This is a genomic window from Pseudomonas sp. Tof1 (assembly GCF_055390395.1).
Window position 1 is genome coordinate 1,753,753 of record NZ_AP024344.1, and the last position, 22,731, is coordinate 1,776,483.

Genomic DNA, 22,731 nt, shown 5'->3' on the forward strand with positions numbered 1-22,731 from the left:
CATCATGAGTGCAGGCAAACCGGAAATCGTCATCACCTATTGCACCCAGTGCCAGTGGCTGCTGCGGGCCGCCTGGCTGGCCCAGGAGTTGCTGAGCACTTTCTGCGACGACCTGGGCAAGGTGTCCCTGGAGCCGGGGACCGGCGGTGTGTTTCGCATCACCTGCGATGCCGTGCAGATCTGGGAGCGCAAGGCCGATGGCGGTTTTCCCGAGGCCAAGGTGCTCAAGCAACGGGTGCGCGACCAGATCGACCCGGAGCGCGACCTGGGCCATAACGACGCTCGCTGAGAGGCGCTGACGTCATTGCCACCTGTTGACTGACAACGACGTCATGCCGGCCGGACTCACTCGGAACGGCTGAGCTTGGCCTTGATGAAGCCCGCCACCAGGCTCAGTATCGCGCCGCCGACCCCGCCGCTGGCGATACCGCTGGCAATCGAACTCAGGTCGAGGTTGCCGACGTCTCCACCGAAACTGCCGTTGGTGATGACTGACAGCACCTGGCTGAGCACCACGCCACCAATGCCGCCCGCCAGTGAATTGAACCAGGGGCCGAGACTGTACTTGTCGGTGGCGGCGCCGGCGATATTGCCACCCACCGCACCGCTGACCAGCTGAATCAGGAGACTGATGAATTCCATGGATGAACCCTCCACAGTGTGAGTTGGAGGGCAACTGGCATCGAGCTACTGCTGGATCACTGCCGCCGTCGCCGAGCAGCCCTGTTATCCGGGTAACGACGGCTGAATGTTGCGGATGCTGCAAGTATAGGACAGTCGCGGAAAATCACGGCGCGGCGGCAACTTCCAGGTTTTTTGGGCGTGGCGCGCCGCTCAGCAGGCTCGACAGCACGATCGCGACGATGATCAGTACACCGCCAAGCAGCATGCGCGGGCTCGGGTTTTCGCCGAACAGCCACCACGCGGCGGCGATCCCGTACACCGGTTCCAGGGCGAAGACCACCGCGGCGGTGCGTGCCTTGATCACCGCCAGGCTGGCGACGAACAGGCTGTGGGCGACGGCGGTACAGAACACGCCGAGCAGGCCGAGCCACAGCCAGTCCAGCGCGCGGACCCCGGTGAGGTGAGGCGCCGCCCAGGGCAGCAGGCAGAAGGCGACCACCAGGTTCTGGCACAGCGCCGCCTGGACCGCGCTGACGCGCCCGGAGCCGGCCCGATTGTTCAGCGACAGCAGCGAGAACAGCAGCCCGGACAGCACGGCCCAGAGTAACCCGCTGGTGGCCTGGCTGGCGAGGTCGAACTCGGGGGTGACCAGCACCAGGCCGATGCTGACCAGCAGCACCAGGAGTATCTCGTTCAGGCGGATGCGCTCGCGGAAAATCACCCCTTCGAGAATCACGGTGAACGCCGGGAAACTGGCAAAGCCCAGGGTGGCGACGGCGACGCCGGCGACCTTCACCGCGAGGAAGAAACTGATCCAGTGCCCGGCCAGCAGCAGGCCGCTGACCAGCAGTCGGCCCCAGTCCCGCCCGGCAGGCGCTGCCAGCCGTTGTTGCGGGCGAGGCGGGCGAACACCGCGAGGGCGAGCACGGCGAAGCCGGCGCGGCCAAAGACGATGAGGGTGGCGGAGGTGGTGGCGAGTTTGCCGAACACACCGGTCAGGCCGAACATCAGTGCGCCGATATGCAGGGCGCCGAGGGCGGAGCGGGGAGTCATGGCGATCCTTGAGAACGTTTGGGCACGAGCTGGCAGTCTAGGGCGCGGGGTATGGCGCCGTCTGTCGCGGGACTCGCGTCAGTTGTCGCCAGACTCGCGGCGCAAGGCTGTCGGCGAAGCGCCGAACTCGCGCAGGATGGCGGCGCAGAAGGCGCTCTGCGAGCTGTAGCCGACACGCGCGGCGATCTCGCCGACCGGCAGCGCGGACTCGCGCAACAGGCCGAGGGCGAGCCGTAGCCGCCGGGTGCGGATGTAATCCATCGGTGTCTGCCCGCACTCGGCCATGAACCGTGCATGCAACCGGGCGTTGGACAAGCCGGCGATGCGCGCCAGGTCGGCGACCTCCAGCGGGCGGGCGGCGTAGCGATCGATATGCGCGTCGAGGGCCGCCAGAGGCAGGCGCTTGTCGGCGATCACCACAGCCGGAGCGTTCAGGCTGGCCAACAGCAGCACCGCGCCCTGGCGGGCGATCAGCGGATCCTGCACCGGGCTGTTCGCCAGCCAGTCGACCAGGCGGCCCTGGCTGGCATTGAGCGCCAGCGAACCGGCCCGGTCGATCAGCCGTCGGCTGGCGTCGGCGTGTTCCCCCAGCGATTGCACCAGCCAGTGCTCGTCCGGCACGTCGAGTACCAGGCAGCGGCTGCCGTCCGGGCTGCCGCAGGTGTGATGGGCATCGTAGGGGACCACCGCGACGCTCTGCTGCACCACCCGGCTGCCGCGGCCCTCGATCTCGAAATCGAGCCGGCCGGACAGGCCGAACACCAGCTGGGCATGGGCGTGGCTGTGGACGATCAGTTCTTCGCTGTATTGGCGCAGGGTCAGGAACGGGCCCATGGCGGTCTCCTCGGCAGAGGTTCAGTCTACACCGGTTGGGCCGGTTCGGCGGCTGTCACAAGACTGTCGTTTGCCTGTCATGGTCAGTTCACTGCCCCGGTGCAAGCTCAGGAAAAATCCGGAGAATGCCCATGACCCGTGCGGAGCTCGCCAAACCCAGTCGCAAGCAGCGTGTGCGAACCCTGTGGATTTCCGATGTGCATCTCGGCACCCGGGATTGCCAGGCCGAGCATCTGTCGCAGTTTCTCAAGGGCTATCATGCCGACCGTATCTACCTGGTCGGCGATATCATCGACGGCTGGAAGATGCGGGGCGGCATGTACTGGCCCCAGGCGCACACCAACGTGATCCGCCGCCTGCTGACCATGAGCAAGCGCGGCACCGAGGTGGTCTACGTCACCGGCAACCATGACGAATTCCTGCGTCGCTACTCGAAGCTGATCCTCGGCAATATCCAGCTGGTGGACGAAGCCGTGCACGTGACCGCCGATGGCCGCAGGCTGCTGGTGATCCACGGCGACCAGTTCGATGTGATCACCCGTTACCACCGCTGGCTGGCGTTTCTCGGCGATTCGGCCTACGAGTTCACCCTGACCCTCAACCGCTGGCTGAACCATTGGCGGGCCCGCTACGGCTATGGCTACTGGTCGCTGTCGGCCTACCTGAAGCACAAGGTCAAGACCGCGGTGAATTTCATCAGCGACTTCGAGGAAGCCATCACCCACGAATGCGTGAAGCGTGGGCTCGATGGCGTGATCTGCGGCCATATCCACCATGCCGAAATCCGCCAGGTCGGCGACGTGGAGTACCTGAACTGCGGTGACTGGGTCGAATCCTGCACGGCACTGATCGAGCACTGGGACGGTACCATCGAGCTGTATCGGCTGGCCGATGCCCAGGCGAAAGAGGCCCAGCTCAGGCTGGACCTGCAGAAGGTCACTCAGCCTGGCTGAGCCCCCGACACCCTTTTTTCCCTAGAAAGGGACGCGCCCGAGCAACATGTCTCGGTACATGACGAAATCGCCCAGCAGGCTGTAGAAAGGATGCTGAAAGGTTGCCGGGCGATTCTTCTCGAAGAAAAAGTGCCCGACCCAGGCGAACCCGTAGCCGGCCAGTGGCAGCAGGGGCAGGAGTGCCCAGGCACCGCGACCGATGATCAGCGCGAGAATGAAGATCACCAGGGTGGTCCCGACGAAATGCAGGCGGCGACAGGTGCTGTCGGCGTGCTCGTTCAGGTAGTACGGGTAAAACTCACTAAAGCTGTTGAATTTCCTGACGTTTTCCATTGAGTACTCTCCGTACTTCTTATTGGCGGCGTTGGGTCGCTCCTTGGGGAGCCTGTTTCAGTCTAGGCTATGTACGAAATCGCTTGAAACTTGGTTATGCGGCGTTAAAAACCGGCTCGGAATGCTCATTGACAACCAGTCAAGTCGGGCGCGACCCCGGGCGTTCCTCGCCGGTTTTTGCCTTGCCTAACCTGCGTTTCAAACAATTTCGTACACAGCCTAGATTTGTGTGGCGGTGACGACCAGTGACAATAGGCGCCACTTTAGTATCCTTGGGCCATCAGTCGTTGTATGCGGCACACCATGTAAAGAACAGGCCATGAGCGAGAGAACCACTTCTGCAAGCTGGGCGATGGGGATTGTCAAGGCGTTGGAAATGGACGGTCTGGATTGCCGGGCCCTCTTCCAGCAGTTGGGGCTCGATTACGCTGCACTGGAGGACCCGATGCACGTTTCCCCCAGGACTCGATGACGCGCCTCTGGCAGCGTGCGGTGGCGCTTTCCGGCAACCCGGCGATCGGCCTGAACATGGGCAAGGTGGTACGTCCGGCGTCCTTCCATGTCGCCGGCTATGCGTTGATGTCCAGCCGGACCCTGGCCGAAGGGTTCATGCGCCTGGTGCGCTACCAGCGGATCATCGCCGAGAGTGCGGACCTGAGTTTTCGCCTGCTGCCTGAAGGTTATGCGCTGATCCTGACCGTCCACGGTGATCATCTGCCGCCAACCCGGCAGAGTGCCGAGGCCTCGTTGGCCTGTGCGCTGTCGTTATGCAGTTGGCTGACCGGGCGAGCCCTGCAGCCGCGCAAGGTGCTGCTGCAGGGCTCGCAACCGGAGGATATCAACCCCTACCGCCAGGCGTTCCACGCGCCGCTGGTGTTCGATGCGCCCTATGATGCGCTGATTTTCGAGAAGGCCGACATGGAAGCGCCGTTACCGACGGCCAATGAGGCCATGGCCCAGTTGCACGATCGCTTCGCCGGTGAGTACCTGGCCCGTTTTTCCGAGAGCCGGGTGACCCACAAGGCACGGCAGGTGCTGTGCCGGTTGCTGCCCCAGGGCGAGCCCAAGCGCGAGATCGTCGCGCAGACCCTGCACCTGTCCCAGCGTACCCTGCAGCGGCGCCTGCAGGAGGAGGGCACGAGTTTCCAGACGCTGCTCGACGACACCCGCCGCGAGTTGGCCGAGCAGTACCTGGCGCAGCCGCGCATGACCCTGCTGGAGATCGCCTACCTGCTCGGCTTTGCCGACCCGAGCAATTTCTTCCGCGCCTTCCGTCGCTGGTTCGAGGTGACGCCCGGCGAGTACCGGGCGCGGCTGCAGGGCACGGTGGTGCCGATCAGTGACGCCAGAACGCCGGAATACACAGCACGAACACTGTGATGATCTCCAGGCGCCCCAGCAGCATGCCCACCGAGAGGATCCACTTGGCGCCATCCGGCAGGCTGGAGAAGTTGCCTGACGGGCCGATCACCTCGCCCAGGCCCGGGCCGACCCCGGACACGGTACTGGCGGCACCGGTCAGTGCGGTCATCCAGTCCAGGCCGATCAGCGACAGGGCCAGGGCAATGGCGCAGATGGTGATGGCGAAGAAGAAGGAAAAGGTCAGGATCGAGCGGACGATTTCCTCGTCGAGCCGGTGACCGTTGTACTTCTGCTTGATCACCGCCCGCGGGTGGATCAACTGGTTGAGGTTGGCCTTGAGCAGGATATAGGCGACCTGGAACCGGAAGATCTTGATCCCGCCTGCCGTCGACCCCGAGCAGCCGCCGATGAAACCCAGGTAGAAGAACAGCATCAGCGAGAAATTGCCCCACAGGCTGTAGTCGCCCAGGGCGAAGCCGGTGGTGGTGACCACCGAGGTCACGTTCAGCGCCACGTGGCGCAGGGCGTCGAGCCAGTGCAGGTCGGTGGTCCACCAGTACCAGGTGCCGAGGACCAGCCAGGTGACCAGCAGCAGCCCCAGCAAACCCTGGACCTGCTGATCCTTGATCAGGGCCTTGCGGTGCCCGCGCAGGGTCGCGACATAGAGGGTGAACGGCAGGCTGCCGAGAATCATCACCACCACTGCGACCCAGTGCACCGCCGGCTGGTGCCATTTGGCCAGGGATTGATCGGAGGTCGAGAAGCCGCCCGTGGAAATCGCCGACATCGAATGGTTGATCGCATCGAACAGGCTCATGCCGGCCCACCAGAAGGCCAGGGTGCCGAGGATGGTGATGCCGACATAGGCGGTGACGATCAGCCGGGCCACCATGTGCGAGCGCGGCATGACCTTCTGCGAGCGGTCCGAGGACTCGGTCTGGAACAGACGCATGCCGCCGATGCGCAGCAGCGGCAGGATCGCCACCGCCATGCCGATGAAGCCGATGCCGCCCAGCCAGTGCAGCAGCGAGCGCCAGATCAGGATGCCGGGGGACATGTCGTCCAGGCCGCTGAGCACCGTCGAGCCGGTGGCGGTGATGCCCGACATGCTTTCGAAGAAGGCATCGGCATAGCTGGTGTGCAGGGTCAGCAGGAACGGCAGGGCGGCAAAGACGCACACCACCACCCAGCTCGACACCGTGAGCAGGTACATGTCCCGGGGACGCAGGTGCACCTGTTCCGGGCGCCCGGGGATCACCAGGGCCAGGCCGGCCACGAAGGTGAGGGTGCTGGCCCAGAGGAACGAGGGCAGGTCGCCGGTGCGGTCGAAAATCACCAGGGTCAGCATGGGCACGACCATGCTGATGGCGAGGGTGATCAGGAATATGCCGATGATGAAACCGATGATGCGCAGGGTCGGCAACGCCATGAAATGAGCTCTGGGCAGGGAAAGGCGGTCATTCTACCTGCGGACCTGTCCATGTAAACCGCCAGGGCCTGGGCAGATATGGCTAGAATAGCCGCACATTTTTCCTCAGGAGGTAGCCCATGGAGGCTCTCGACAATTTGCTCAACCGTGTTTCCGCACCGCGCCTGCTCGACCCGGCACCGACGGCGGCCCAGCGCGAAGTGCTGTTCCAGGCGGCCATGCGGGCGCCGGACCACGGCCAATTGCAGCCGTGGCGCTTCCTGACCGTGGAGGGCGCGGCACGTGAGCAGTTGGGCCAACTGCTGGCCGAAGCCGTGCAGGAAAAGGGGGGCGAGGTGACCCAGGCGGCGCTGGACAAGGCCCACGCGATGCCCCTGCGGGCACCGTTGGTGGTGGTCGTGGTGGCGCGCCTGCAGGAGCACTTCAAGGTACCGAAGTCCGAGCAACTGCTGGCTGCCGGCTGCGCGGCGCACGGCATCCTGCTGGCGGCGCACGCCCAGGGGATCGGCGCGGTCTGGCGCACCGGCGAGCTGTCCTACTCGCGGCATGTGGCCAAGGGCCTGGGCTTGAGCGATGACGAGGAAGTGATCGCGTTCCTCTACCTCGGCACGCCACAGAACGAACTGCGGGCCGCGCCCAAGGTCGACCTGACGCAATTCGTCAGCGCCTGGTCGGCCTGAGGCCTTCAGGCTCTTTCGCTGCAGGAGCCGGGCTTGCCCGCGAAAGGGCCGGCAAAAGCACCCCAAATCCCCCGGCCTTCGCCTCAGGCCGTTGCGGCTCCCGGCTCCAGCGGCAGGTCCAATGTGGCGATAAAACCGCCCTGCGGATGATTGGCCAGGGTCAGGCTGCCGCCGTGGCGTTCCGCCGCCCGCCGGGCAATCGCCAGGCCCAGGCCGTGACCCGCGGCGGTCTGGCCTGGGGCACGGAAGAACGGCTCACCCAACTGCGCCAGGTGCTCGGCTTCGACGCCGGGTCCGTGGTCACGCACGCTGATTTCGATCCGCTCGCCCTGGCGTCGGGCCAGAACCTCGATGGCCTGGCCGTCGGGATTGAAACGCTGGGCGTTGCGCAGCAGGTTGTCCACCGCCCGTTCGATCATGGTCGGCCAGCCTCGCAGGCTCAGCGCCTGCTCGGCCTGCAACTGCACCGGTTGCTGCGGGTTGCCGAGCAGGGTTTCCTGTTGCAGTTCCTGCAGCAGCTGATTGAGGTCGACCTGTTCGGCGCTGGCCTGGTCGGCATCGACACGGGCCAGGGCGAGAATTTCACTGATCAGCGCTTCCAGCCGATCGCACTCGCGGGTCAGGCGTGGCCACAGTCGCTCGCGTTCCTCGGGCGACGAGCGCTCCGCCAGGGCCAGGGCGATCTTCAGGCGCGCCAGTGGCGAGCGCAGTTCGTGGGAGACATCGCGCAGCAATTGCCGCTGGCTGCCGATCAGGCTCTGCAGCCGTGCCCCATCAGGTTGAAGTCCTTGGCCAGCACGCCGAACTCGTCGCGACGCGAGGCCAGCCTGGCCAGGCTGTTCTGTTGGTAGGCGGTCTGGCCCAGGTCATGCACCGCGCCGCGCAGGCGACTGAGCGGGCGGGTGATCGACAGGGTCACCAGCAGGCTGAACAGGGTCAGCACCACCAGCGCGATCCCCAGGGCACTGAGTGGCCAGAGCAGGCTGCCGCGGTGCCAGGCATCCAGTTCCGGGTGCGGGATACGGTAGATCAGCAGGTAGGTGTCGCCGCTTTTCGGACTGGTGTACTCCACCGTCAGCCGGCGCCAGGGCAGGCGTCGATCATCGTTGTGCTGGCGGGCCTCGAAGGCGGCCGCGCGGCGCGGGAAGGTACCGCGTACCACCGGGTCGCCGCTTTCGTTGAGCACCTGGACGTCGATGTGGTACTGCTTCTTGCGTTGTTCGAGGATGTCCTGGGCGGCGTCCTCGCCCTGTTCTTCGTAGGTCTGGGTCCAGTCCTCGGCCAGGGTCGCCAGGCCCGGATGGCGGCTGAGAATCCAGGCATCCTGGTTGAGCATGTGCCCGAGCAGAATCGACAACCCCGCAACAAGGGCAATGGCCAGCCAGAAGCTGGCCAGGATGCGCCAGAACAGTGAACGCACGGCAAGTCCTCAAATCAATCCGGTGGAAACAGGCAAAGCCCGGCGGCGTTGGCCGTCGGGCGGGTGGCCTGTGTGGCGGATTCGGATACTGGAATCAACCGTACAGGCCACTGTACAGCGGATTATTGCGCCTTTTGCGCGTGCTGTGCTTTCCAGGCCTTGAATTCGGCCCATTCGGCGCGGCGTTCGGCGCGTTTTTTCTGGATCTCGTCGAAGGTCTTCTGCTGGTCAGGCTTGAGCAGGGCGCGGATTTCCCCGTCGGTTTTCTGGCGGGCGGCGTCCAGCTCGCCCTGGAAGGCCGCCTGGTCGGCTGGCGAGAGCTTGGCCAGGTACTTCTCGGTGAGTTCCTTGCGAGCGTGCATCTGTTCGCCCATCAGCCTGCCGATGGCATGACGCTGTTCGCGGCTCAGGTCCAGTTGGCCGTAGGGGGCTTTCCAGTGAGGCTCGCCGCCATGAGGGCCACCAGGGCCGCCCAGCGGGCCACCACCTTCGGGCATGGCCATGGCAACGGTCGGCAGGGCTGCAGCGAACATCAGGGCGATAAGGGTCTTGCGCATGGTGTTTCTCCTTGTCTCGGTTCCGGTCGGTCCGGGTGAGTACAGATTAAGGAGATCAAGGTCAGCGGCAGTCAGCGGAGGGTAAAGCTTGGGTAAAGACGTTTTGTGGGGGAGCTGACATTGGAGGTGGATGGCCACCAAAGGCGGTCATCCACCCCTCGCATCAGGGTGCGTAGTAGTACCCGCGACTACGCAGCGCCACAATCCGCGGCCTTCCATCCGGATGCGGGCCGATCTTCTTGCGCAGGTTGCTGACATGCATGTCCAGGCTGCGATCGTAGAGAGTCAGCTTGCGACCGAGGGCGATCTGCGCCAGTTCCTGCTTGTCCAGCGGTTCGCCCGGCTGTTGCAGCAACGCTTCGAGCAGGCGGCTTTCGGAGACGGTGAGGGTAAAGTCCTGCTGATCGATGGTGACCACGCCGCGTACCGGGCTGAAACACAGGTCGCCCAGCTCCAATTGGCTCGGGGTTGCGGTCGGATGACTGCGGCGCAATACGGCGCGCAGGCGGGCGGTCAGTTCCCGTGGGTCGCAGGGCTTGGCCAGGTAGTCGTCGGCGCCCAGCTCCAGGCCGAGGATGCGGTCCAGCGGCTCGCCCCGGGCCGACAGCATCACTACCGGCAGTTCCGGATGATCGCTGCGCAACTGCTTGAGCAGTTCCAGGCCACTGCCATCGGGCAGCATCACGTCCAGCACCACCGCCGCCGGGGAACTGTCGGCCAGGGCCTTGCGGGCGCTGAGGCCGTCGTGGCAGGCACGTACCTGGAAGCCTTCCTGGCTCAGCCAACTGCTCAGGAGTTCGCACAGCTCCTGGTCATCGTCAATCAGTAACAGGTCGCTCATGAAGTTCTCGATAACAGATCGCCCTCGGGCGCTCTCAATTCAACCATTGCCGACGTTGTCGGCGTCCGCCACTGGCGAAGATACCGCAGAGCATGGCCAGGAGTGCAACTCCACCGCCGGTGATGAACCATTGCTGCTGGTCGGTCAGCAGGCGCGGAGCCGGGTTGGCCAGCGCTTCCTTGAGTTGCAGCTTGAGGCGTTGGTTCTCCTGGCGCAAGCGGCTCAGTTGGGGGCTTTCGCGTTCGGCATCGGCGCTGGACAGTTGCTTGCCCAGCTCTTCGCGCAAACGCTCGCTTTCCTTCAGGCGCTGCTGCAGATCGTTGATCTGGCTCGCGGCGCTCAGCGACAGCGGTACGGCGTTGCCCGCACTGCCTTCCTCGGCCAGGGCGGTCGCACCCAGCGACAACGTGATCAACAGCAGACACAACGGACCTTTACGCATCGGAAACTCCTGATTCCAATCGGTATTCAGGATGTTGTCGGCTGTCGGGCGGGAATAATGAGCGATTGCCTGCACGACACCCGGCCAGTGGGGGTCGTGCAGGCCGGTATCACGGCAGGGTCCGGCGGAACGGCTTGACCACGACGTTGTCGTAGACGCCGGCGGCAACGAACGGATCGGCCTCGGCCCAGGCCTGGGCCGCTGCCAGGGAGTCGAACTCGGCGACGATCAGGCTGCCGGTGAAGCCGGCGGCGCCCGGGTCGTTGCTGTCGATGGCCGGGTGCGGGCCGGCCAGGATCACGCGGCCTTCGGCATTGAGCTGCTGCAGCCGCTCAAGGTGCGCCGGGCGTGCCGCCAGGCGTTTTTCCAGGGAATTCTCGACGTCTGTGGCAATGATCGCGTAGAGCATGTCAGTCCTCGGTTTTGGGCGTAGTCGAATCGGCGTCGTGCAGGTGGCGGGACAGGTAGATGCCCTGGCCCACCAGGAACAGCAGGGTCATGCCCAGGCTGCCGAACACCTTGAAGTCGACCCAGTACTGCTGGAAGGTGAAGGCGACGAACAGGTTGGCGGCACCGCAGAACACGAAGAACACGATCCAGGCCAGGTTCAGGCGCAGCCAGATCGGTTCCGGCAGGCTCAGGGCGTGGCCCATGATGCGCTTGATCAGCAGGCGGTCGCCGATGAAATGACTGCCGGCGAAGGCCAGGGCGAACAGCCAGTTGACCACCGGGGCCTTCCACTTGAGGAAGGTTTCACTGTGGAAGGCCAGGGTCAGGCTGCCGAACACCAGGCAGGCGATCAGCGTCAGCCACTGGCTTTTCTCCAGCTTGCGCTGTTTGATGAACAGGGCACCGTAGACCACCAGCGAGCTGACGATCAGCACCGCCGTGGCGCTGTAGATGCCACCGACCGTCACGCTGTGGCCGGCGATGTCGATGAGGCGGGGTTCGATTTTGTAGACGATGAAGAACAGGAACAGCGGGATGAAATCGATGAATTGTTTCACAGTGGCAGCCAGAAGCAGGATGTAGCGGCATAATAACAAACATACTTGTCAGCGAAAGCGCCACCCAGAGGTTATTCAGTTCCCGTGGAAATCGACCTGCACTGCCATAGCACGGCCTCCGACGGCGCCCTGGCGCCAGCGGCTCTGGTTGCCCGTGCGCACGAGAGAGGCGTGCGGGTTCTGGCCCTGACCGACCACGACACCCTCGAAGGCCTGGCCGAGGCCCGCGAAGCGGCGCAGGCCCTGGGCATGCAACTGGTCAACGGGGTCGAGCTGTCCTGCACCTGGGGCGGAGCGACCATCCATGTGCTCGGCTACGGCTTCGATGAACAGGCGCCGCCGCTGGTCGAGGCGATTGCCCGCCTGCATGAGGGCCGTTGGCTGCGTTCCGAGGAGATCGCCCGCAAGCTGGCCCTCAAGGGCATGCCCGGTGCCCTGGAAGGCGCGCGGGCGATCCAGCAGGAGTTGGGTGACAGCGGCAACGCCCCGGCGCGCCCGCATTTCGCCGATTTCCTGGTGCGCGCCGGGTTCGTCAAGGACCGCGCCGAGGCCTTTCGCAAATGGCTGGGGGCCGGCAAGCTGGGCGACGTCAAGTTGCACTGGCCGTCCCTGGAGGACACCGTCGGGACCCTGCGCGCCGCCGGTGCCTGGGTCAGCCTGGCGCATCCCTGGCACTACGATTTCACCCGCAGCAAGCGTCGCAAGCTGATTGCCGACTATATTCAAGCGGGAGGCCAGGCAATCGAAGTGGTCAACGGGCACCAGCCGGCCGAGCAGGTCGGCAGCCTGGCGATCCTGGCCCGTGAATTCGGGCTGCTGGTCAGTGCCGGCAGCGACTTTCATGGCCCTGGAGGCTGGTCCGAGATCGGTGAGTACCGCCCGCTTCCCGACGATCTGCCGCCACTCTGGTGTCGGTTCAAACATGACCAGCCATCAACCGCACGCGTCTGAACAGGAAGACAACGTGAGTCAATTTTTCCAGATACATCCGGAAAATCCCCAGGCGCGCCTGATCAAGCAGGCGGTGGAAATCATCCGCAAGGGTGGGGTGGTGATCTACCCGACCGATTCGTCCTATGCGATTGGTTGCCAGATCGGCGACAAGAGCGCGGTCGAGCGCGTGCGCCGGCTGCGGCAACTGGATGACAAGCACAACTTTGCGCTGATCTGTGCCGACCTGTCGCAGCTCGGCCTGTTCGCCAAGGTCGACACCGGCCTGTTCCGCCTGCTCAAGGCGCACACACCGGGGCCCTACACGTTCATCCTGAACGCCACCCGGGAAGTCCCGCGGCTGTTGCTGCACCCGAAAAAGCGCACCATCGGCCTGCGCATTCCCAGCCACCCGATCGCCCTGGCGCTGCTGGCCGAACTGGGAGAGCCGCTGATGAGCGTGAGCCTGATCCTGCCGGACGCAAGCGAGCCGATGGTCGATCCCTACGAGATCCGCCAGGTGCTGGAGCACCAGGTCGACCTGATCATCGACGGCGGTTTTGGCGGCCTCAAGGCGTCCACCGTGATCAACCTGGCCGACGGTGATCCGCAGGTTGTGCGGGTTGGCTGCGGCGACCCGGCACCGTTCATGGTCGAGGCCTGAATGTCCGCCGTTGAAACTGTCGAGAGCCAGGCCGGAGCCCAGCAGGAACTGCCATTCGCCATGGTCTATGGCCAGGCGGTCATGGAAATGCCGGTGGACCTGTACATTCCGCCGGATGCCCTGGAAGTTTTCCTCGAAGCCTTCGAAGGCCCGCTGGACCTGCTGCTGTACCTGATCCGCAAGCAGAACATCGATATCCTCGACATTCCGGTGGCGGAAATCACCCGCCAATACATGGGCTACGTCGAACTGATGCAATCGGTGCGCCTGGAACTGGCCGCCGAGTACCTGGTGATGGCGGCCATGCTGGCCGAGATCAAGTCGCGCATGCTGCTGCCGCGTTCTGCCGAGGTCGAGGAGGAGGAAGAGGACCCGCGGGCCGAACTGATTCGCCGGCTGCAGGAGTACGAGCGCTTCAAGAATGCCGCCGAAGGTATCGATGGCCTGAGCCGGGTCGGCCGCGAGATCATCGTGCCGCAACTGGACGCCCCCGAGGCCCGTGCGCGCAAGCTGCTGCCGGATGTCGCCCTGGAAGAGGTGCTGATGTCCATGGCCGAAGTGTTGCGCCGTGGCGACATGTTCGAAAGCCACCAGGTCACGCGTGAGCAGCTGTCGACCCGCGAGCGCATGAGCGATGTGCTCGAACGTCTCAAGGGTGGCGGCTTCGTGCCCTTCGTCGAGCTGTTCAGCGCCGAGGAGGGCAAGCTCGGCGTGGTCGTGACCTTCATGGCGATCCTCGAGCTGGTCAAGGAATCCCTGGTCGAGCTGGTGCAGAATGAGCCCTTTGCGGCGATCCATGTGCGTGCCCGCGCCGAATAACGAGCTTAATCAATGAACCTGACTGAACCCCGCGAGCTGGCCCCGCTGCTTGAAGCCTTCCTGTTGGCTTCGGGAAAGCCGCAATCGATGGAACGCCTGTACGAGTTGTTCGAGGAGGGCGAGCGCCCGGAACCGCCGGTTTTCAAGAAAGCCCTGACGATCCTCGCCAAGTCCTGCGAGGGCCGTGCCTTCGAGCTCAAGGAGGTGGCCTCCGGTTACCGCCTGCAGATTCGCGAGAAATTCGCGCCGTGGGTCGGTCGGCTCTGGGAGGAGCGTCCGCAGCGCTATTCGCGGGCGATGCTGGAAACCCTGGCGCTGATCGCCTATCGCCAGCCGATCACCCGTGGCGAGATCGAGGATGTAAGGGGCGTTGCGGTCAACAGTCAGATCGTCAAGACCCTGCTGGAGCGCGAGTGGATTCGCGTCGTCGGCTATCGCGAGGTGCCGGGCAAGCCGGCGATGTTCGCCACCACCAAGGCCTTTCTCGACTATTTCAACCTGAAGAACCTCGACGACCTGCCACCCTTGGCGGAACTGCGCGAGCTGGAACCGGACCCGGTGCTCGATTTCGACGACGCGCCGGTGCCCGAGGGGCTGCAGGCGCTGGCCGATGCCAGTGTCGATCCGGACGCGGAAGACGAGCCGAAGAAGGAGGAGACCAGCTTCCATACCCTGCTGCTGGAGCTGGACTCCATGGAGGAGGGGATCAAGACCGACTTCGACGACCTGCTCCGGGATGGCGAGGCTCCAGCGTCGACGGGGGCGTTTGCGGACGAGCCCGGTTTGTCGTCGCCTGGGGCCTTCGACCTGCCGGAGCGGGAGGAGGAGGCGGAGTCCGGGCTGGATGACGGGTTTGGGGCGGAGCCTGAATCGGAGTCAGACGAAATCGAGGACGGGCCGGAGGAGGACCTGGTCGGTGCCGCCGAAGCCCGCGAGCGTCTGCTGGCTGCGGTCGCCGCGCTGGATGCCGGCAAGCCGGCGCCTGAACCGGCCACCGAACTGAGCGAAGAGGAAGCCGAGGCCCAGGCACTGGCCGAAGCCATCGAGAACGAACGGCGCCAGTGGGAGGACTGAGGTAACCTTGTGTGCGGGGGCCAAGTGTCTTTGGCTCGTCTGCGATGAGCGGTCGGATCGGCTGGTCACGCCATGGCGCCCGGGCATGCCAGGGCACCTGCATGCAGGCCGCCTTCGACGGTTCACGGGCAAGCCCGGCTACTACATGATGCGCAACGTCGAAGATCCGCGTATGATTCGCGGCCCTTCGACGAACCCGTTCGTCCACGACAGTTTTCTATCTCTATCAGGCCAGGCCTGAATCGACACACCGGGAGGTGCCCAGATGAGTGACAACGATCTGCAAGACCAGGACAGCCAACCCATCCGCCCCGCAGGCGAAAAACTGCAGAAGGTCCTCGCCCGTATCGGCGTGGGCTCGCGCCGTGACGTGGAAGGCTGGATCAGCCAGGGCCGGATCAAGGTCAATGGCAGCGAGGCCACCCTCGGCCAACGCGTCGACCTGCACGACGCCATCACCATCGATGGCAAGGTCATCAAGCGCGAAGAGGCCGCCGAGTCGGTGCGCCGGGTGATCATGTACAACAAGCCCGATGGCGAGATCTGCACCCGTGACGACCCGGAAGGTCGTCCGACCGTGTTCGACAAGCTGCCACGGCCGAAAGACGGGCGCTGGATCAACATCGGCCGCCTCGACATCAACACCACCGGCCTGCTGATGTTCACCACCGACGGTGAACTGGCCAACCGCCTGATGCACCCGTCCTACGAGATGGACCGCGAGTACGCGGTACGTGTGCGGGGTGAAGTCGACGACGAGATGATCGAGCGCCTCAAGGCTGGGGTCATGCTCGAGGACGGCCCGGCCAAGTTCACCGACATCCAGCAGGCGCCCGGTGGCGAAGGCTTCAACCACTGGTATCACTGCGTGGTGATGGAAGGCCGCAACCGTGAGGTCCGTCGCCTGTGGGAATCCCAGGGGCTGGTGGTCAGCCGCCTGAAGCGCGTGCGTTTCGGTCCGGTGTTCCTCAACTCCGACCTGCCGATGGGCCGCTGGCGCGAAATGAGCCAGTCCGAGGTCGATATCCTCAGTGCCGAAGTCGGCCTGACCCCGGTGGCGATGCCGCAACTGAACGCCAAGAGCAAGGGCAAGCTGGAGCGCATGCAGCGCAAGTCCTCGCGTCCGATGGCCCGGAGCGAGCGTGTGCGGACCCTGCGTCCGGCGATCGGCGACGCTGCCGAGCGTCCGAGTCGCGAGCCGCAGATCGAAGGCGAGCGTCCGGCACGCAAGCCGTCCCGTCAGGGTGGCGAGCGGGCTCCGCGGGCACCGCGCCCGGCTGGCCGTGGTCCGGCGAACCGGGGGACGCCGGTGGCCGAGCGCCCGGCGGACAGCAAGCGCCCGGGCAAGCCGGCGCCGAAGTCCAAGCGCCCGGGCATTGGCCTGGTGGACAACGGCACGCCTTCGGGCAAGCGGCGTGGTGCACCGGCCGGTTCCGGCCAGCGTCCCGGCTTCGGTCGGCGCAAGCCTGAATAAGCGCCAAGCGTCTTGAGAAAACGCCAATCGTCCGATTGGCGTTTTTTTTTGCAGATTTTTTTCGCTGCGCGAAGTGGAAAATTTTCGTTACACGTCGTCAGGAAAAATTGACGAGTTAGTCGGGAAAACCCCTGAATTCATTGGCTTCGACGCCCTGTAAGGAATAGTTTCCGAGGCGCCGGGCGATCCTGGTTTTTGCCCTGGCAAGGCCTCTTGTCCGCCGCCAGCGGCGGCGGTGTGATATCCCCATACCTGCCGGTGGTGGTCTGGCGGTGTACAATGCGCGCCGTTTTAACTGTGACCCAACTGCGTACTCGCGCATTTTGTGCTGTCCGGTGGCTGCCTTGCGACGCCTCCGAAGCCAATACCCTCAAGGTTATCCGCCTTGTTCACTCCATCCTGTCACAAGCACGATGGGTTCGATTTCGTCACAGATAAAAACAAACAGGTGACGCATGACTTGTAGCAATCCTCGCAATCACTGCCCTCTGAATACCTGGCGTCCACGCCGCGGCCTGGTGTTTGTCCCCAGGGTTTCGTCTATCGCTTATCGCTGATACCTCGACGCCCACGAACATCATCCAACCTTGCGTGAGACCCTTTCCAATGAGTGGAACCCTTCCTCCTTCGGGCGAGCTGAAACGCGGCCTGAAAAATCGTCATATCCAGCTGATCGCCCTCGGTGGGGCCATTGGTACCGGTCTGTTCCTCGGTTCGGCCGGGGTGCTGAAGTCCGCCGGTCCGTCGATGATCCTCGGCTACGCGATCTGCGGCTTCATCGCCTTCATGATCATGCGCCAACTGGGCGAGATGATCGTCGAAGAGCCGGTCGCCGGCTCCTTCAGCCACTTCGCCCACAAGTACTGGGGCGGTTTCGCCGGATTCCTGTCGGGCTGGAACTGCTGGATCCTGTACATCCTGGTGGGCATGTCGGAGCTGACCGCGGTCGGCAAGTACATCCACTACTGGTGGCCGGACGTGCCGACCTGGGCGTCGGCGGCAGGCTTCTTCGTGCTGATCAACCTGATCAACCTGGCCAACGTGAAGGTCTTCGGTGAGGCCGAGTTCTGGTTCGCGATCATCAAGGTCGCGGCCATCGTCGGCATGATCGCCCTGGGCAGCTACCTGCTGGTCAGCGGTCACGGCGGCGAGCAGGCTGCGCTGAGCAACCTGTGGTCGCACGGCGGGTTCTTCCCCAACGGCGTCAGCGGCCTGGTCATGGCCATGGCGATCATCATGTTCTCCTTCGGTGGCCTGGAGATGCTCGGGTTCACCGCGGCGGAAGCCGACAAGCCGAAGACCGTGATTCCCAAGGCCATCAACCAGGTGATCTACCGGATCCTGATTTTCTACATCGGTGCCCTGGTGGTGCTGCTGTCGCTGACGCCGTGGGACAGCCTGCTCACCACCCTCAACGCCTCTGGCGATGCCTACAGTGGCAGCCCGTTCGTCCAGGTGTTCTCGATGCTGGGCAGCAACACCGCGGCGCACATCCTCAATTTCGTGGTCCTGACTGCGGCACTGTCGGTGTACAACAGCGGTACCTACTGCAACAGCCGCATGTTGCTGGGCATGGCCGAGCAGGGCGACGCGCCGAAGCTGCTGGCCCGCATCGACAAGCGTGGGGTGCCGGTGTGGTCGATCCTCGCCTCGGCGCTGGTGACCTTCGTCGCGGTGCTGATGAACTACCTGATCCCGCAGCATGCGCTGGAGCTGTTGATGTCGCTGGTGGTCGCGACCCTGGTGATCAACTGGGCGATGATCAGCTACTCGCACTTCAAGTTCCGCCAGCACATGAATCGTACCCGGCAGGCGCCGCTGTTCAAGGCGCTGTGGTACCCGTACGGCAACTACATCTGTCTGGCGTTCGTGGTGTTCATCCTCGGTATCATGCTGATGATCCCGGGCATCCAGGTCTCGGTGTACGCGATTCCGGTGTGGCTGGTGTTCATGTGGGTCTGCTACGGCATCAAGAACCGTCGCGGTGCCCAGCAGGGCCTGCCGGTTGCAGGCTCCGCCGTGAAGTAGACGGCACCTGTCACCGACAAACCCGGCCCTGTGCCGGGTTTGTCATTTCTGTATCCTGAACGCTCTGATCGCGGACGTCTTTTCCATGCTGGTGATTTCCAACAACGTGCAACTGCCCGACCACGAGATCGAGTGGACGGCGATTCGTGCCCAGGGGGCCGGTGGGCAGAACGTCAACAAGGTCTCCAGCGCGGTGCACCTGCGTTTCGACATTCCGGCCTCGTCGCTGCCGCCGTTCTACAAGGAGCGCCTGCTGGCCCTGAGCGACAGCCGTATCACCGGCGACGGGGTGGTCGTGATCAAGGCCCAGCAATACCGGACCCAGGAGCAGAACCGCGCCGATGCCCTGTTGCGCCTGGTGGAGCTGATCCAGGCGGCGACGAAGGTGGAGAAGAAGCGCCGTCCGACCAAGCCGACCCTGGGCTCGAAAAAGCGCCGCCTGGACAGCAAGTCCCAGCGCGGGGCGATCAAGGCCGGACGCGGCAAGGTGGACTACTGACGCTTAAAGCCTTTGGGGCGGCGGTGACTGTGCTGGCCCATTCGCGGGCAAGCCCGGCTCCTACAGAATGTGCGGTGTACACAAGACTTTTGGTTGCCGCATGTCCTGTAGGAGCCGGGCTTGCCCGCGAATGGGCCCACAAGCCTTGCACGGAACCCTGGCACCTCCCACGTCGGGCTCAGGCCTGGTCGCGCTGCTCGCGACGTTTAGGGGCCTGGCGATACAGGTAGAGGCTCAGGCCCAGGCCGGAAACCGAGGCCAGCGCGGCGAACAGGAAAATCGAGGCAAAGCCGAAGCCGGCGGCGATCGCGCCGACCAGCGGGCCGGTGATGCCCAGCGACAGGTCGATGAACAGCGAATAGGCGCCCACTGCCGCACCGCGGCTGGAGGCTGGTACCAGGTTGACCGCTTCCACGCCGAGCGCCGGAAACACCAGCGAGAAACCGAACCCGCTCAGCGCCGCGCCGGCCAGTGCCCAGTGGGCATCCGGCGCAACCCACAGCAGCAACAGGCCTAGGGTTTCCACCGACAGGCAGGCAATCGCCACGCGAAAGCCGCCGAGGCGGTTGATCAGGTTGCCGAACAGCAGCCGGGCGCCGATGAAGCTCGCGCCGAACAGGGTCAGGCACAGCACGGCGTTGCCCCAATGCCGGGTGGCGTAATACAGGGTGATGAAGGTTGCGATGGTGCCAAAGCCGATGGAGCCCAGTGCCAGCCCGGTGCCATGGGGCAGTACCCGACCGAGGACGTGCAGGAACGGCAGGCGCTCACCGGCGACGATCGGGGCCGCCTGCTTCGGCCAGGCCAGCAGCAGGCCGAGGCTCGCCAGCAGCAGGATGCTGACACCCATGCTCCACAGCCCCAACTGGTTGACCAGCCACACCCCCAGCGGCGCACCGACGGCGAGGGCGCCGTAGCTGGCGATGCCGTTCCAGGAAATCACCTTGGCGGTGTTCTGCGCGCCGACCCGGCCGATGCCCCAGCCGATGGAGCCGGAGCCGACCAGGCTCTCGGCGCTGCCGAGGATCAGCCGACCGATGAACAGGCTGGCCAGGCTCAGGGCCGGCACACCCTGGAGGAAGCTCGGCAGCAGCATGAACACCCCGCTCAGGCCGCAGCCGGCCAGGCCGTACATCACCGCGCGCTTGCTGCCCAGGTTGTCGATGATCCGGCTGGCGTAAGGGCGGCTGAGCAGCGTCGCCAGGTACTGCACGCTGATCACCAGGCCGGCGATAACCGCGCCGAAACCCAGCTCACTGTGGACGTAACCTGGCAGTACCGCCAGCGGGATGCCGATGTTCAGGTAACCGATGAAGGTGAACAGGACGATGGAAACGACTTGCAGCGTCACCGCGAGGGGGCGCTGGGAATCTGACGTGGGCAAAGGCTCACCATGGCAGCGAAGGGTAAAGATAGGCTGCTTATGATAACGAGGCTAAGAGAGTTGTAGGGCGTTAAATCGAAAAAAACGTCGGACAGGGCATCAGGATTGCGGCTGTGCCAGCAAGCGGGTGGTCACCAGTGCGGCCAGGGCATTTTCCTGGCTGCCGAAGCGGGCGAGCAGGGCGGCCTGCTTTTCCTCGGACAGGTTGTTCCACAGTGCGATCATCTGTTCGGCGGTGCCGATCAGCAGGTTGGCCTGGGTTTCGTCGAAGGTGTCGGTCACGGTGTGTTCCTGGAGGATGGGTTCTGCCTGGCCGTGTGAAAAAACATCAGCTGGTGGTTTTTCACACGGTCAGTTCTTACAGGCCTCAGTCCTTGCTGTCGGCCTTCAGGCTGTCGGCAGCCTCATGGGTTTCAGGCTGTTCGGCGCTGGCTTGTTGCGGGGTTTTCTGCTCAGTTTCGTGCAGGCTCGGGAAGGGGAAGTTGGGTATTTCGTGCATCTTCGTCACTCCTTGCAAAGTCTGTTTTTAAATCGCTGGGTAGATCCGCGCTTTTAAAAAGCCTGGGCAGGATACAGCACTGCAGGTGACAGAAAGATTTTTTATCTTTCATGCGGCTCGGCCATTCGTCGCCGGGGCATTGAACAAATGCTGCCCGCCAGTGCGCTCCCCCGGGTGGGGGAGCGCATGGGCTTACTTGCAGACGGCCGCGATCGCCTCGGCCAGTGCATCCAGGCGGGTCGCGTCGATGCCGGCGACGTTGGCCCGGCCGGAGCTGACCATGTAGATGCTGTACTCGTCACGCAGCCGCTGTACCTGGCTTGGCGACAGGCCGGTGTAGGAGAACATCCCGCGTTGCACCCCGATATGGGCGAAGCGTTCCGCCAGGCCATGGGGCATGAGTGCCTCGACCAGGCCGCTGCGCAGTTGGGCGATGCGCGCACGCATGGCTTCGACTTCCTCGGCCCAGAGCTGTCTCAACTGCGCATCGCCGAGGATGGTCAGCACCACTGCGGCGCCGTGATCCGGCGGGTTGGACCAGAGGTTGCGCGCCACCGCCGCCAATTGGCTGCGCACATCCAGCAGCTTCTCGGCATTGGCGGTGCAGACCAGCAGCGCGCCGGTACGTTCGCGATACAGGCCGAAGTTCTTCGAGCAGGAACTGGTGATCAGCACTTCCGGCAGTTCCCTGGCGAACAGGCGGACCGCCCAGGCATCCTCCTCGACGCCATCGCCAAAGCCCTGGTAGGCGAAGTCGATCAGTGGCAGCAGCTCGCGCCGGCGAACGACCTCCAGCACCCGCTGCCAGTCGGCATGGGACAGGTCGAAACCGGTCGGGTTGTGGCAGCAGGCGTGTAGCAGCACCACGTCGCCCTTGGGCGCCTGTTCCAGGGCCGCGAGCATGCCGTCGACATTCAGGCGGTTGTCCGCGCCGACGTAGGGGTAGTGGCTGATCTTCAGGCCGGCGGCGTTGAAGATGGTCTCGTGGATCGGCCAGGTCGGGTCGCTCAGCCAGATGCCGCGTCCCGGCAGGCACTGGGCGATGAAGTCCGCGCTCAGGCGCAGCGCGCCGGTGCCACCCGGGGTCTGGGTGGCACCGACCCGGCGCTCGGCGATCAGCGGCGAATCCGCGCCCATCACCAGTTCGCACAACAGGCTGCCGAAACGCAGGTCGCCATGGCCGCCGATATAGGACTTGGTCAGTTGCCCGTCCACCAGCTTCTGCTCGGCCAGCTTGACCGACTGCAGGATGGGCGTCAGGCCCTGGGCGTCCTTGTAGACGCCGACACCGAGATCGAACTTGTTCGGGTTCGGGTCCTGGGCATAAGCCTCCAGCAGACCGAGGATCGGGTCGCCGGGTACGCGCGCGATGGCGTTGAAATGCATTATTTAAGGCCCTCGGCGGTTTTGCCGACCTCGTCGGTGCGTGCCGCCATGATGAAATCGTTACGGTGCAGGCCCTTGATGGAGTGGCTCCACCAGGTCACGGTGACTTTGCCCCACTCGGTCAACAGGCCCGGATGATGGCCCTCGGCTTCGGAGATGGCGCCGACGGCATTGGTGAAGGCCAGCGCGAACTGGAAGTTCTTGAAGCGGTAGACCTTCTCCAACTGCATGATGCCGTCGCGAACTTCGATATTCCAGTCCGGAATCTGCCGCAGCAGTACCGGCAGTTCCTCGTCGCTGACCTGTGGGGCATCGGCGCGGCAGGCTTCGCAGTGGGCTTGGGTGAGGGTGGTCATGGTGTATTCCTGTCTGTCGTTCTTGTTCGTTGCACGCCCCTCGGCGATACCGGTCGGTGGCATCGGCGCGAGGGCTCTCGGGA

24 protein-coding genes and 3 pseudogenes are annotated in these 22,731 nt (G+C 64.4%); 11 read left to right on the top strand and 16 right to left on the bottom strand.

From position 1 onward, the window contains the following. The first annotated feature begins 4 nt into the window (after positions 1 to 4). On the top strand, positions 5 to 289 hold the full coding sequence (locus ACZ5KU_RS08110) for an Rdx family protein (protein WP_054061539.1): 285 nt from the start codon (positions 5 to 7) through the stop codon (positions 287 to 289). A gap of 56 nt (positions 290 to 345) precedes the next feature. Here ACZ5KU_RS08110 and ACZ5KU_RS08115 read toward each other — a convergent pair whose 3' ends face one another. The 3 genes and pseudogenes from ACZ5KU_RS08115 to ACZ5KU_RS08125 form a co-directional block, all read right to left on the bottom strand. Continuing rightward, complete coding sequence (locus ACZ5KU_RS08115; protein ID WP_054061538.1) at positions 346 to 642, bottom strand: hypothetical protein; 297 nt, start codon at positions 640 to 642, stop codon at positions 346 to 348. A 145-nt stretch (positions 643 to 787) separates the two neighbouring features. Next, positions 788 to 1,677: pseudogene (locus tag ACZ5KU_RS08120) on the bottom strand (DMT family transporter). Between the two features lie 78 nt (positions 1,678 to 1,755). Beyond that, complete coding sequence (locus ACZ5KU_RS08125; protein ID WP_273819325.1) at positions 1,756 to 2,511, bottom strand: AraC family transcriptional regulator; 756 nt, start codon at positions 2,509 to 2,511, stop codon at positions 1,756 to 1,758. Positions 2,512 to 2,642: 131 nt separating this feature from the next. On the opposite strand from ACZ5KU_RS08125, the gene ACZ5KU_RS08130 reads away from it, so the two are divergent. Beyond that, positions 2,643 to 3,464, top strand: coding sequence for a UDP-2,3-diacylglucosamine diphosphatase (locus tag ACZ5KU_RS08130; RefSeq protein WP_054061176.1), 822 nt, complete (start codon positions 2,643 to 2,645; stop codon positions 3,462 to 3,464). Between the two features lie 21 nt (positions 3,465 to 3,485). Here ACZ5KU_RS08130 and ACZ5KU_RS08135 read toward each other — a convergent pair whose 3' ends face one another. Continuing rightward, the gene (locus ACZ5KU_RS08135; RefSeq protein WP_054061177.1) at positions 3,486 to 3,797 is read right to left on the bottom strand and encodes an Mpo1-like protein; all 312 of its coding nucleotides are present in this window, start codon (positions 3,795 to 3,797) and stop codon (positions 3,486 to 3,488) included. A 319-nt stretch (positions 3,798 to 4,116) separates the two neighbouring features. Between ACZ5KU_RS08135 and ACZ5KU_RS08140 the strand changes: the two are divergent. After that, positions 4,117 to 5,177: pseudogene (locus tag ACZ5KU_RS08140) on the top strand (AraC family transcriptional regulator). Here ACZ5KU_RS08140 and ACZ5KU_RS08145 read toward each other — a convergent pair. Beyond that, on the bottom strand, positions 5,134 to 6,588 hold the full coding sequence (locus ACZ5KU_RS08145; RefSeq protein ID WP_054061179.1) for a TrkH family potassium uptake protein: 1,455 nt from the start codon (positions 6,586 to 6,588) through the stop codon (positions 5,134 to 5,136). The pseudogene ACZ5KU_RS08140 and the gene ACZ5KU_RS08145 overlap by 44 nt on opposite strands. A 119-nt stretch (positions 6,589 to 6,707) precedes the next feature. Here ACZ5KU_RS08145 and ACZ5KU_RS08150 point away from each other — a divergent pair, with 119 nt between their 5' ends. Beyond that, positions 6,708 to 7,268 (top strand): NAD(P)H nitroreductase, encoded by a 561-nt coding sequence (locus ACZ5KU_RS08150; protein WP_054064053.1) that lies wholly within the window; start codon positions 6,708 to 6,710, stop codon positions 7,266 to 7,268. A gap of 83 nt (positions 7,269 to 7,351) precedes the next feature. Here ACZ5KU_RS08150 and ACZ5KU_RS08155 read toward each other — a convergent pair. The 6 genes and pseudogenes from ACZ5KU_RS08155 to ACZ5KU_RS08180 all read right to left on the bottom strand — a co-directional run bounded on the left by ACZ5KU_RS08155 (position 7,352) and on the right by ACZ5KU_RS08180 (position 11,535). Next, positions 7,352 to 8,688: pseudogene (locus ACZ5KU_RS08155) on the bottom strand (sensor histidine kinase). A 122-nt stretch (positions 8,689 to 8,810) separates the two neighbouring features. Then, on the bottom strand, positions 8,811 to 9,245 hold the full coding sequence (locus tag ACZ5KU_RS08160; RefSeq protein ID WP_054057599.1) for an LTXXQ domain protein: 435 nt from the start codon (positions 9,243 to 9,245) through the stop codon (positions 8,811 to 8,813). Between the two features lie 163 nt (positions 9,246 to 9,408). Next, positions 9,409 to 10,086, bottom strand: a complete 678-nt coding sequence (locus ACZ5KU_RS08165; protein ID WP_054057598.1) for a response regulator transcription factor — start codon at positions 10,084 to 10,086, stop codon at positions 9,409 to 9,411. A gap of 34 nt (positions 10,087 to 10,120) precedes the next feature. Further along, positions 10,121 to 10,528, bottom strand: coding sequence for an SH3 domain-containing protein (locus tag ACZ5KU_RS08170; RefSeq protein WP_054057597.1), 408 nt, complete (start codon positions 10,526 to 10,528; stop codon positions 10,121 to 10,123). A gap of 109 nt (positions 10,529 to 10,637) precedes the next feature. Then, positions 10,638 to 10,937 (bottom strand): YciI family protein, encoded by a 300-nt coding sequence (locus ACZ5KU_RS08175; RefSeq protein WP_054057596.1) that lies wholly within the window; start codon positions 10,935 to 10,937, stop codon positions 10,638 to 10,640. A 1-nt stretch (position 10,938) separates the two neighbouring features. Next, positions 10,939 to 11,535, bottom strand: a complete 597-nt coding sequence (locus ACZ5KU_RS08180) for a septation protein A (protein WP_054057595.1) — start codon at positions 11,533 to 11,535, stop codon at positions 10,939 to 10,941. 84 nt (positions 11,536 to 11,619) lie between these two features. Between ACZ5KU_RS08180 and ACZ5KU_RS08185 the strand changes: the two genes are divergently transcribed. From ACZ5KU_RS08185 to arfB, 7 genes are all read left to right on the top strand, one after another. Continuing rightward, the gene (locus ACZ5KU_RS08185) at positions 11,620 to 12,486 is read left to right on the top strand and encodes a PHP domain-containing protein (protein ID WP_054064055.1); all 867 of its coding nucleotides are present in this window, start codon (positions 11,620 to 11,622) and stop codon (positions 12,484 to 12,486) included. A gap of 13 nt (positions 12,487 to 12,499) precedes the next feature. Beyond that, the gene (locus tag ACZ5KU_RS08190) at positions 12,500 to 13,129 is read left to right on the top strand and encodes an L-threonylcarbamoyladenylate synthase (protein ID WP_054057593.1); all 630 of its coding nucleotides are present in this window, start codon (positions 12,500 to 12,502) and stop codon (positions 13,127 to 13,129) included. Positions 13,130 to 13,249: 120 nt separating this feature from the next. Further along, positions 13,250 to 13,948 (top strand): segregation and condensation protein A, encoded by a 699-nt coding sequence (locus ACZ5KU_RS08195; protein WP_192842678.1) that lies wholly within the window; start codon positions 13,250 to 13,252, stop codon positions 13,946 to 13,948. Positions 13,949 to 13,960: 12 nt separating this feature from the next. Then, on the top strand, positions 13,961 to 15,022 hold the full coding sequence (gene scpB / locus ACZ5KU_RS08200; protein ID WP_054057591.1) for an SMC-Scp complex subunit ScpB: 1,062 nt from the start codon (positions 13,961 to 13,963) through the stop codon (positions 15,020 to 15,022). Between the two features lie 265 nt (positions 15,023 to 15,287). Then, entirely contained in the window at positions 15,288 to 16,496 is a 1,209-nt protein-coding gene (rluB, locus tag ACZ5KU_RS08205; RefSeq protein WP_464737018.1) for a 23S rRNA pseudouridine(2605) synthase RluB, read from the top strand. A gap of 606 nt (positions 16,497 to 17,102) precedes the next feature. After that, complete coding sequence (locus ACZ5KU_RS08210; RefSeq protein ID WP_054061195.1) at positions 17,103 to 18,524, top strand: amino acid permease; 1,422 nt, start codon at positions 17,103 to 17,105, stop codon at positions 18,522 to 18,524. An 85-nt stretch (positions 18,525 to 18,609) separates the two neighbouring features. Then, positions 18,610 to 19,023 carry an alternative ribosome rescue aminoacyl-tRNA hydrolase ArfB gene (gene arfB / locus ACZ5KU_RS08215; protein ID WP_054061196.1) on the top strand — a complete coding sequence of 138 codons (414 nt, stop codon included), beginning with the start codon at positions 18,610 to 18,612 and terminating at the stop codon, positions 19,021 to 19,023. A gap of 178 nt (positions 19,024 to 19,201) precedes the next feature. On the opposite strand, the gene ACZ5KU_RS08220 is transcribed toward arfB, so the two are convergent. The 5 genes from ACZ5KU_RS08220 to ACZ5KU_RS08240 all read right to left on the bottom strand — a co-directional run bounded on the left by ACZ5KU_RS08220 (position 19,202) and on the right by ACZ5KU_RS08240 (position 22,648). Next, positions 19,202 to 20,407 carry an MFS transporter gene (locus ACZ5KU_RS08220; protein WP_081006113.1) on the bottom strand — a complete coding sequence of 402 codons (1,206 nt, stop codon included), beginning with the start codon at positions 20,405 to 20,407 and terminating at the stop codon, positions 19,202 to 19,204. Positions 20,408 to 20,506: 99 nt separating this feature from the next. Further along, on the bottom strand, positions 20,507 to 20,689 hold the full coding sequence (locus ACZ5KU_RS08225; protein ID WP_054061197.1) for a hypothetical protein: 183 nt from the start codon (positions 20,687 to 20,689) through the stop codon (positions 20,507 to 20,509). A gap of 85 nt (positions 20,690 to 20,774) precedes the next feature. After that, positions 20,775 to 20,906: a hypothetical protein gene (locus ACZ5KU_RS08230; protein WP_275044058.1), complete on the bottom strand. Its 132-nt coding sequence runs from the start codon at positions 20,904 to 20,906 to the stop codon at positions 20,775 to 20,777. A 192-nt stretch (positions 20,907 to 21,098) separates the two neighbouring features. Next, positions 21,099 to 22,292, bottom strand: coding sequence for an amino acid aminotransferase (locus ACZ5KU_RS08235; protein ID WP_054061198.1), 1,194 nt, complete (start codon positions 22,290 to 22,292; stop codon positions 21,099 to 21,101). After that, positions 22,292 to 22,648: a 4a-hydroxytetrahydrobiopterin dehydratase gene (locus ACZ5KU_RS08240; RefSeq protein WP_017903286.1), complete on the bottom strand. Its 357-nt coding sequence runs from the start codon at positions 22,646 to 22,648 to the stop codon at positions 22,292 to 22,294. Before ACZ5KU_RS08240 ends, ACZ5KU_RS08235 begins: the two co-directional genes overlap by 1 nt. Positions 22,649 to 22,731: the final 83 nt, after the last annotated feature.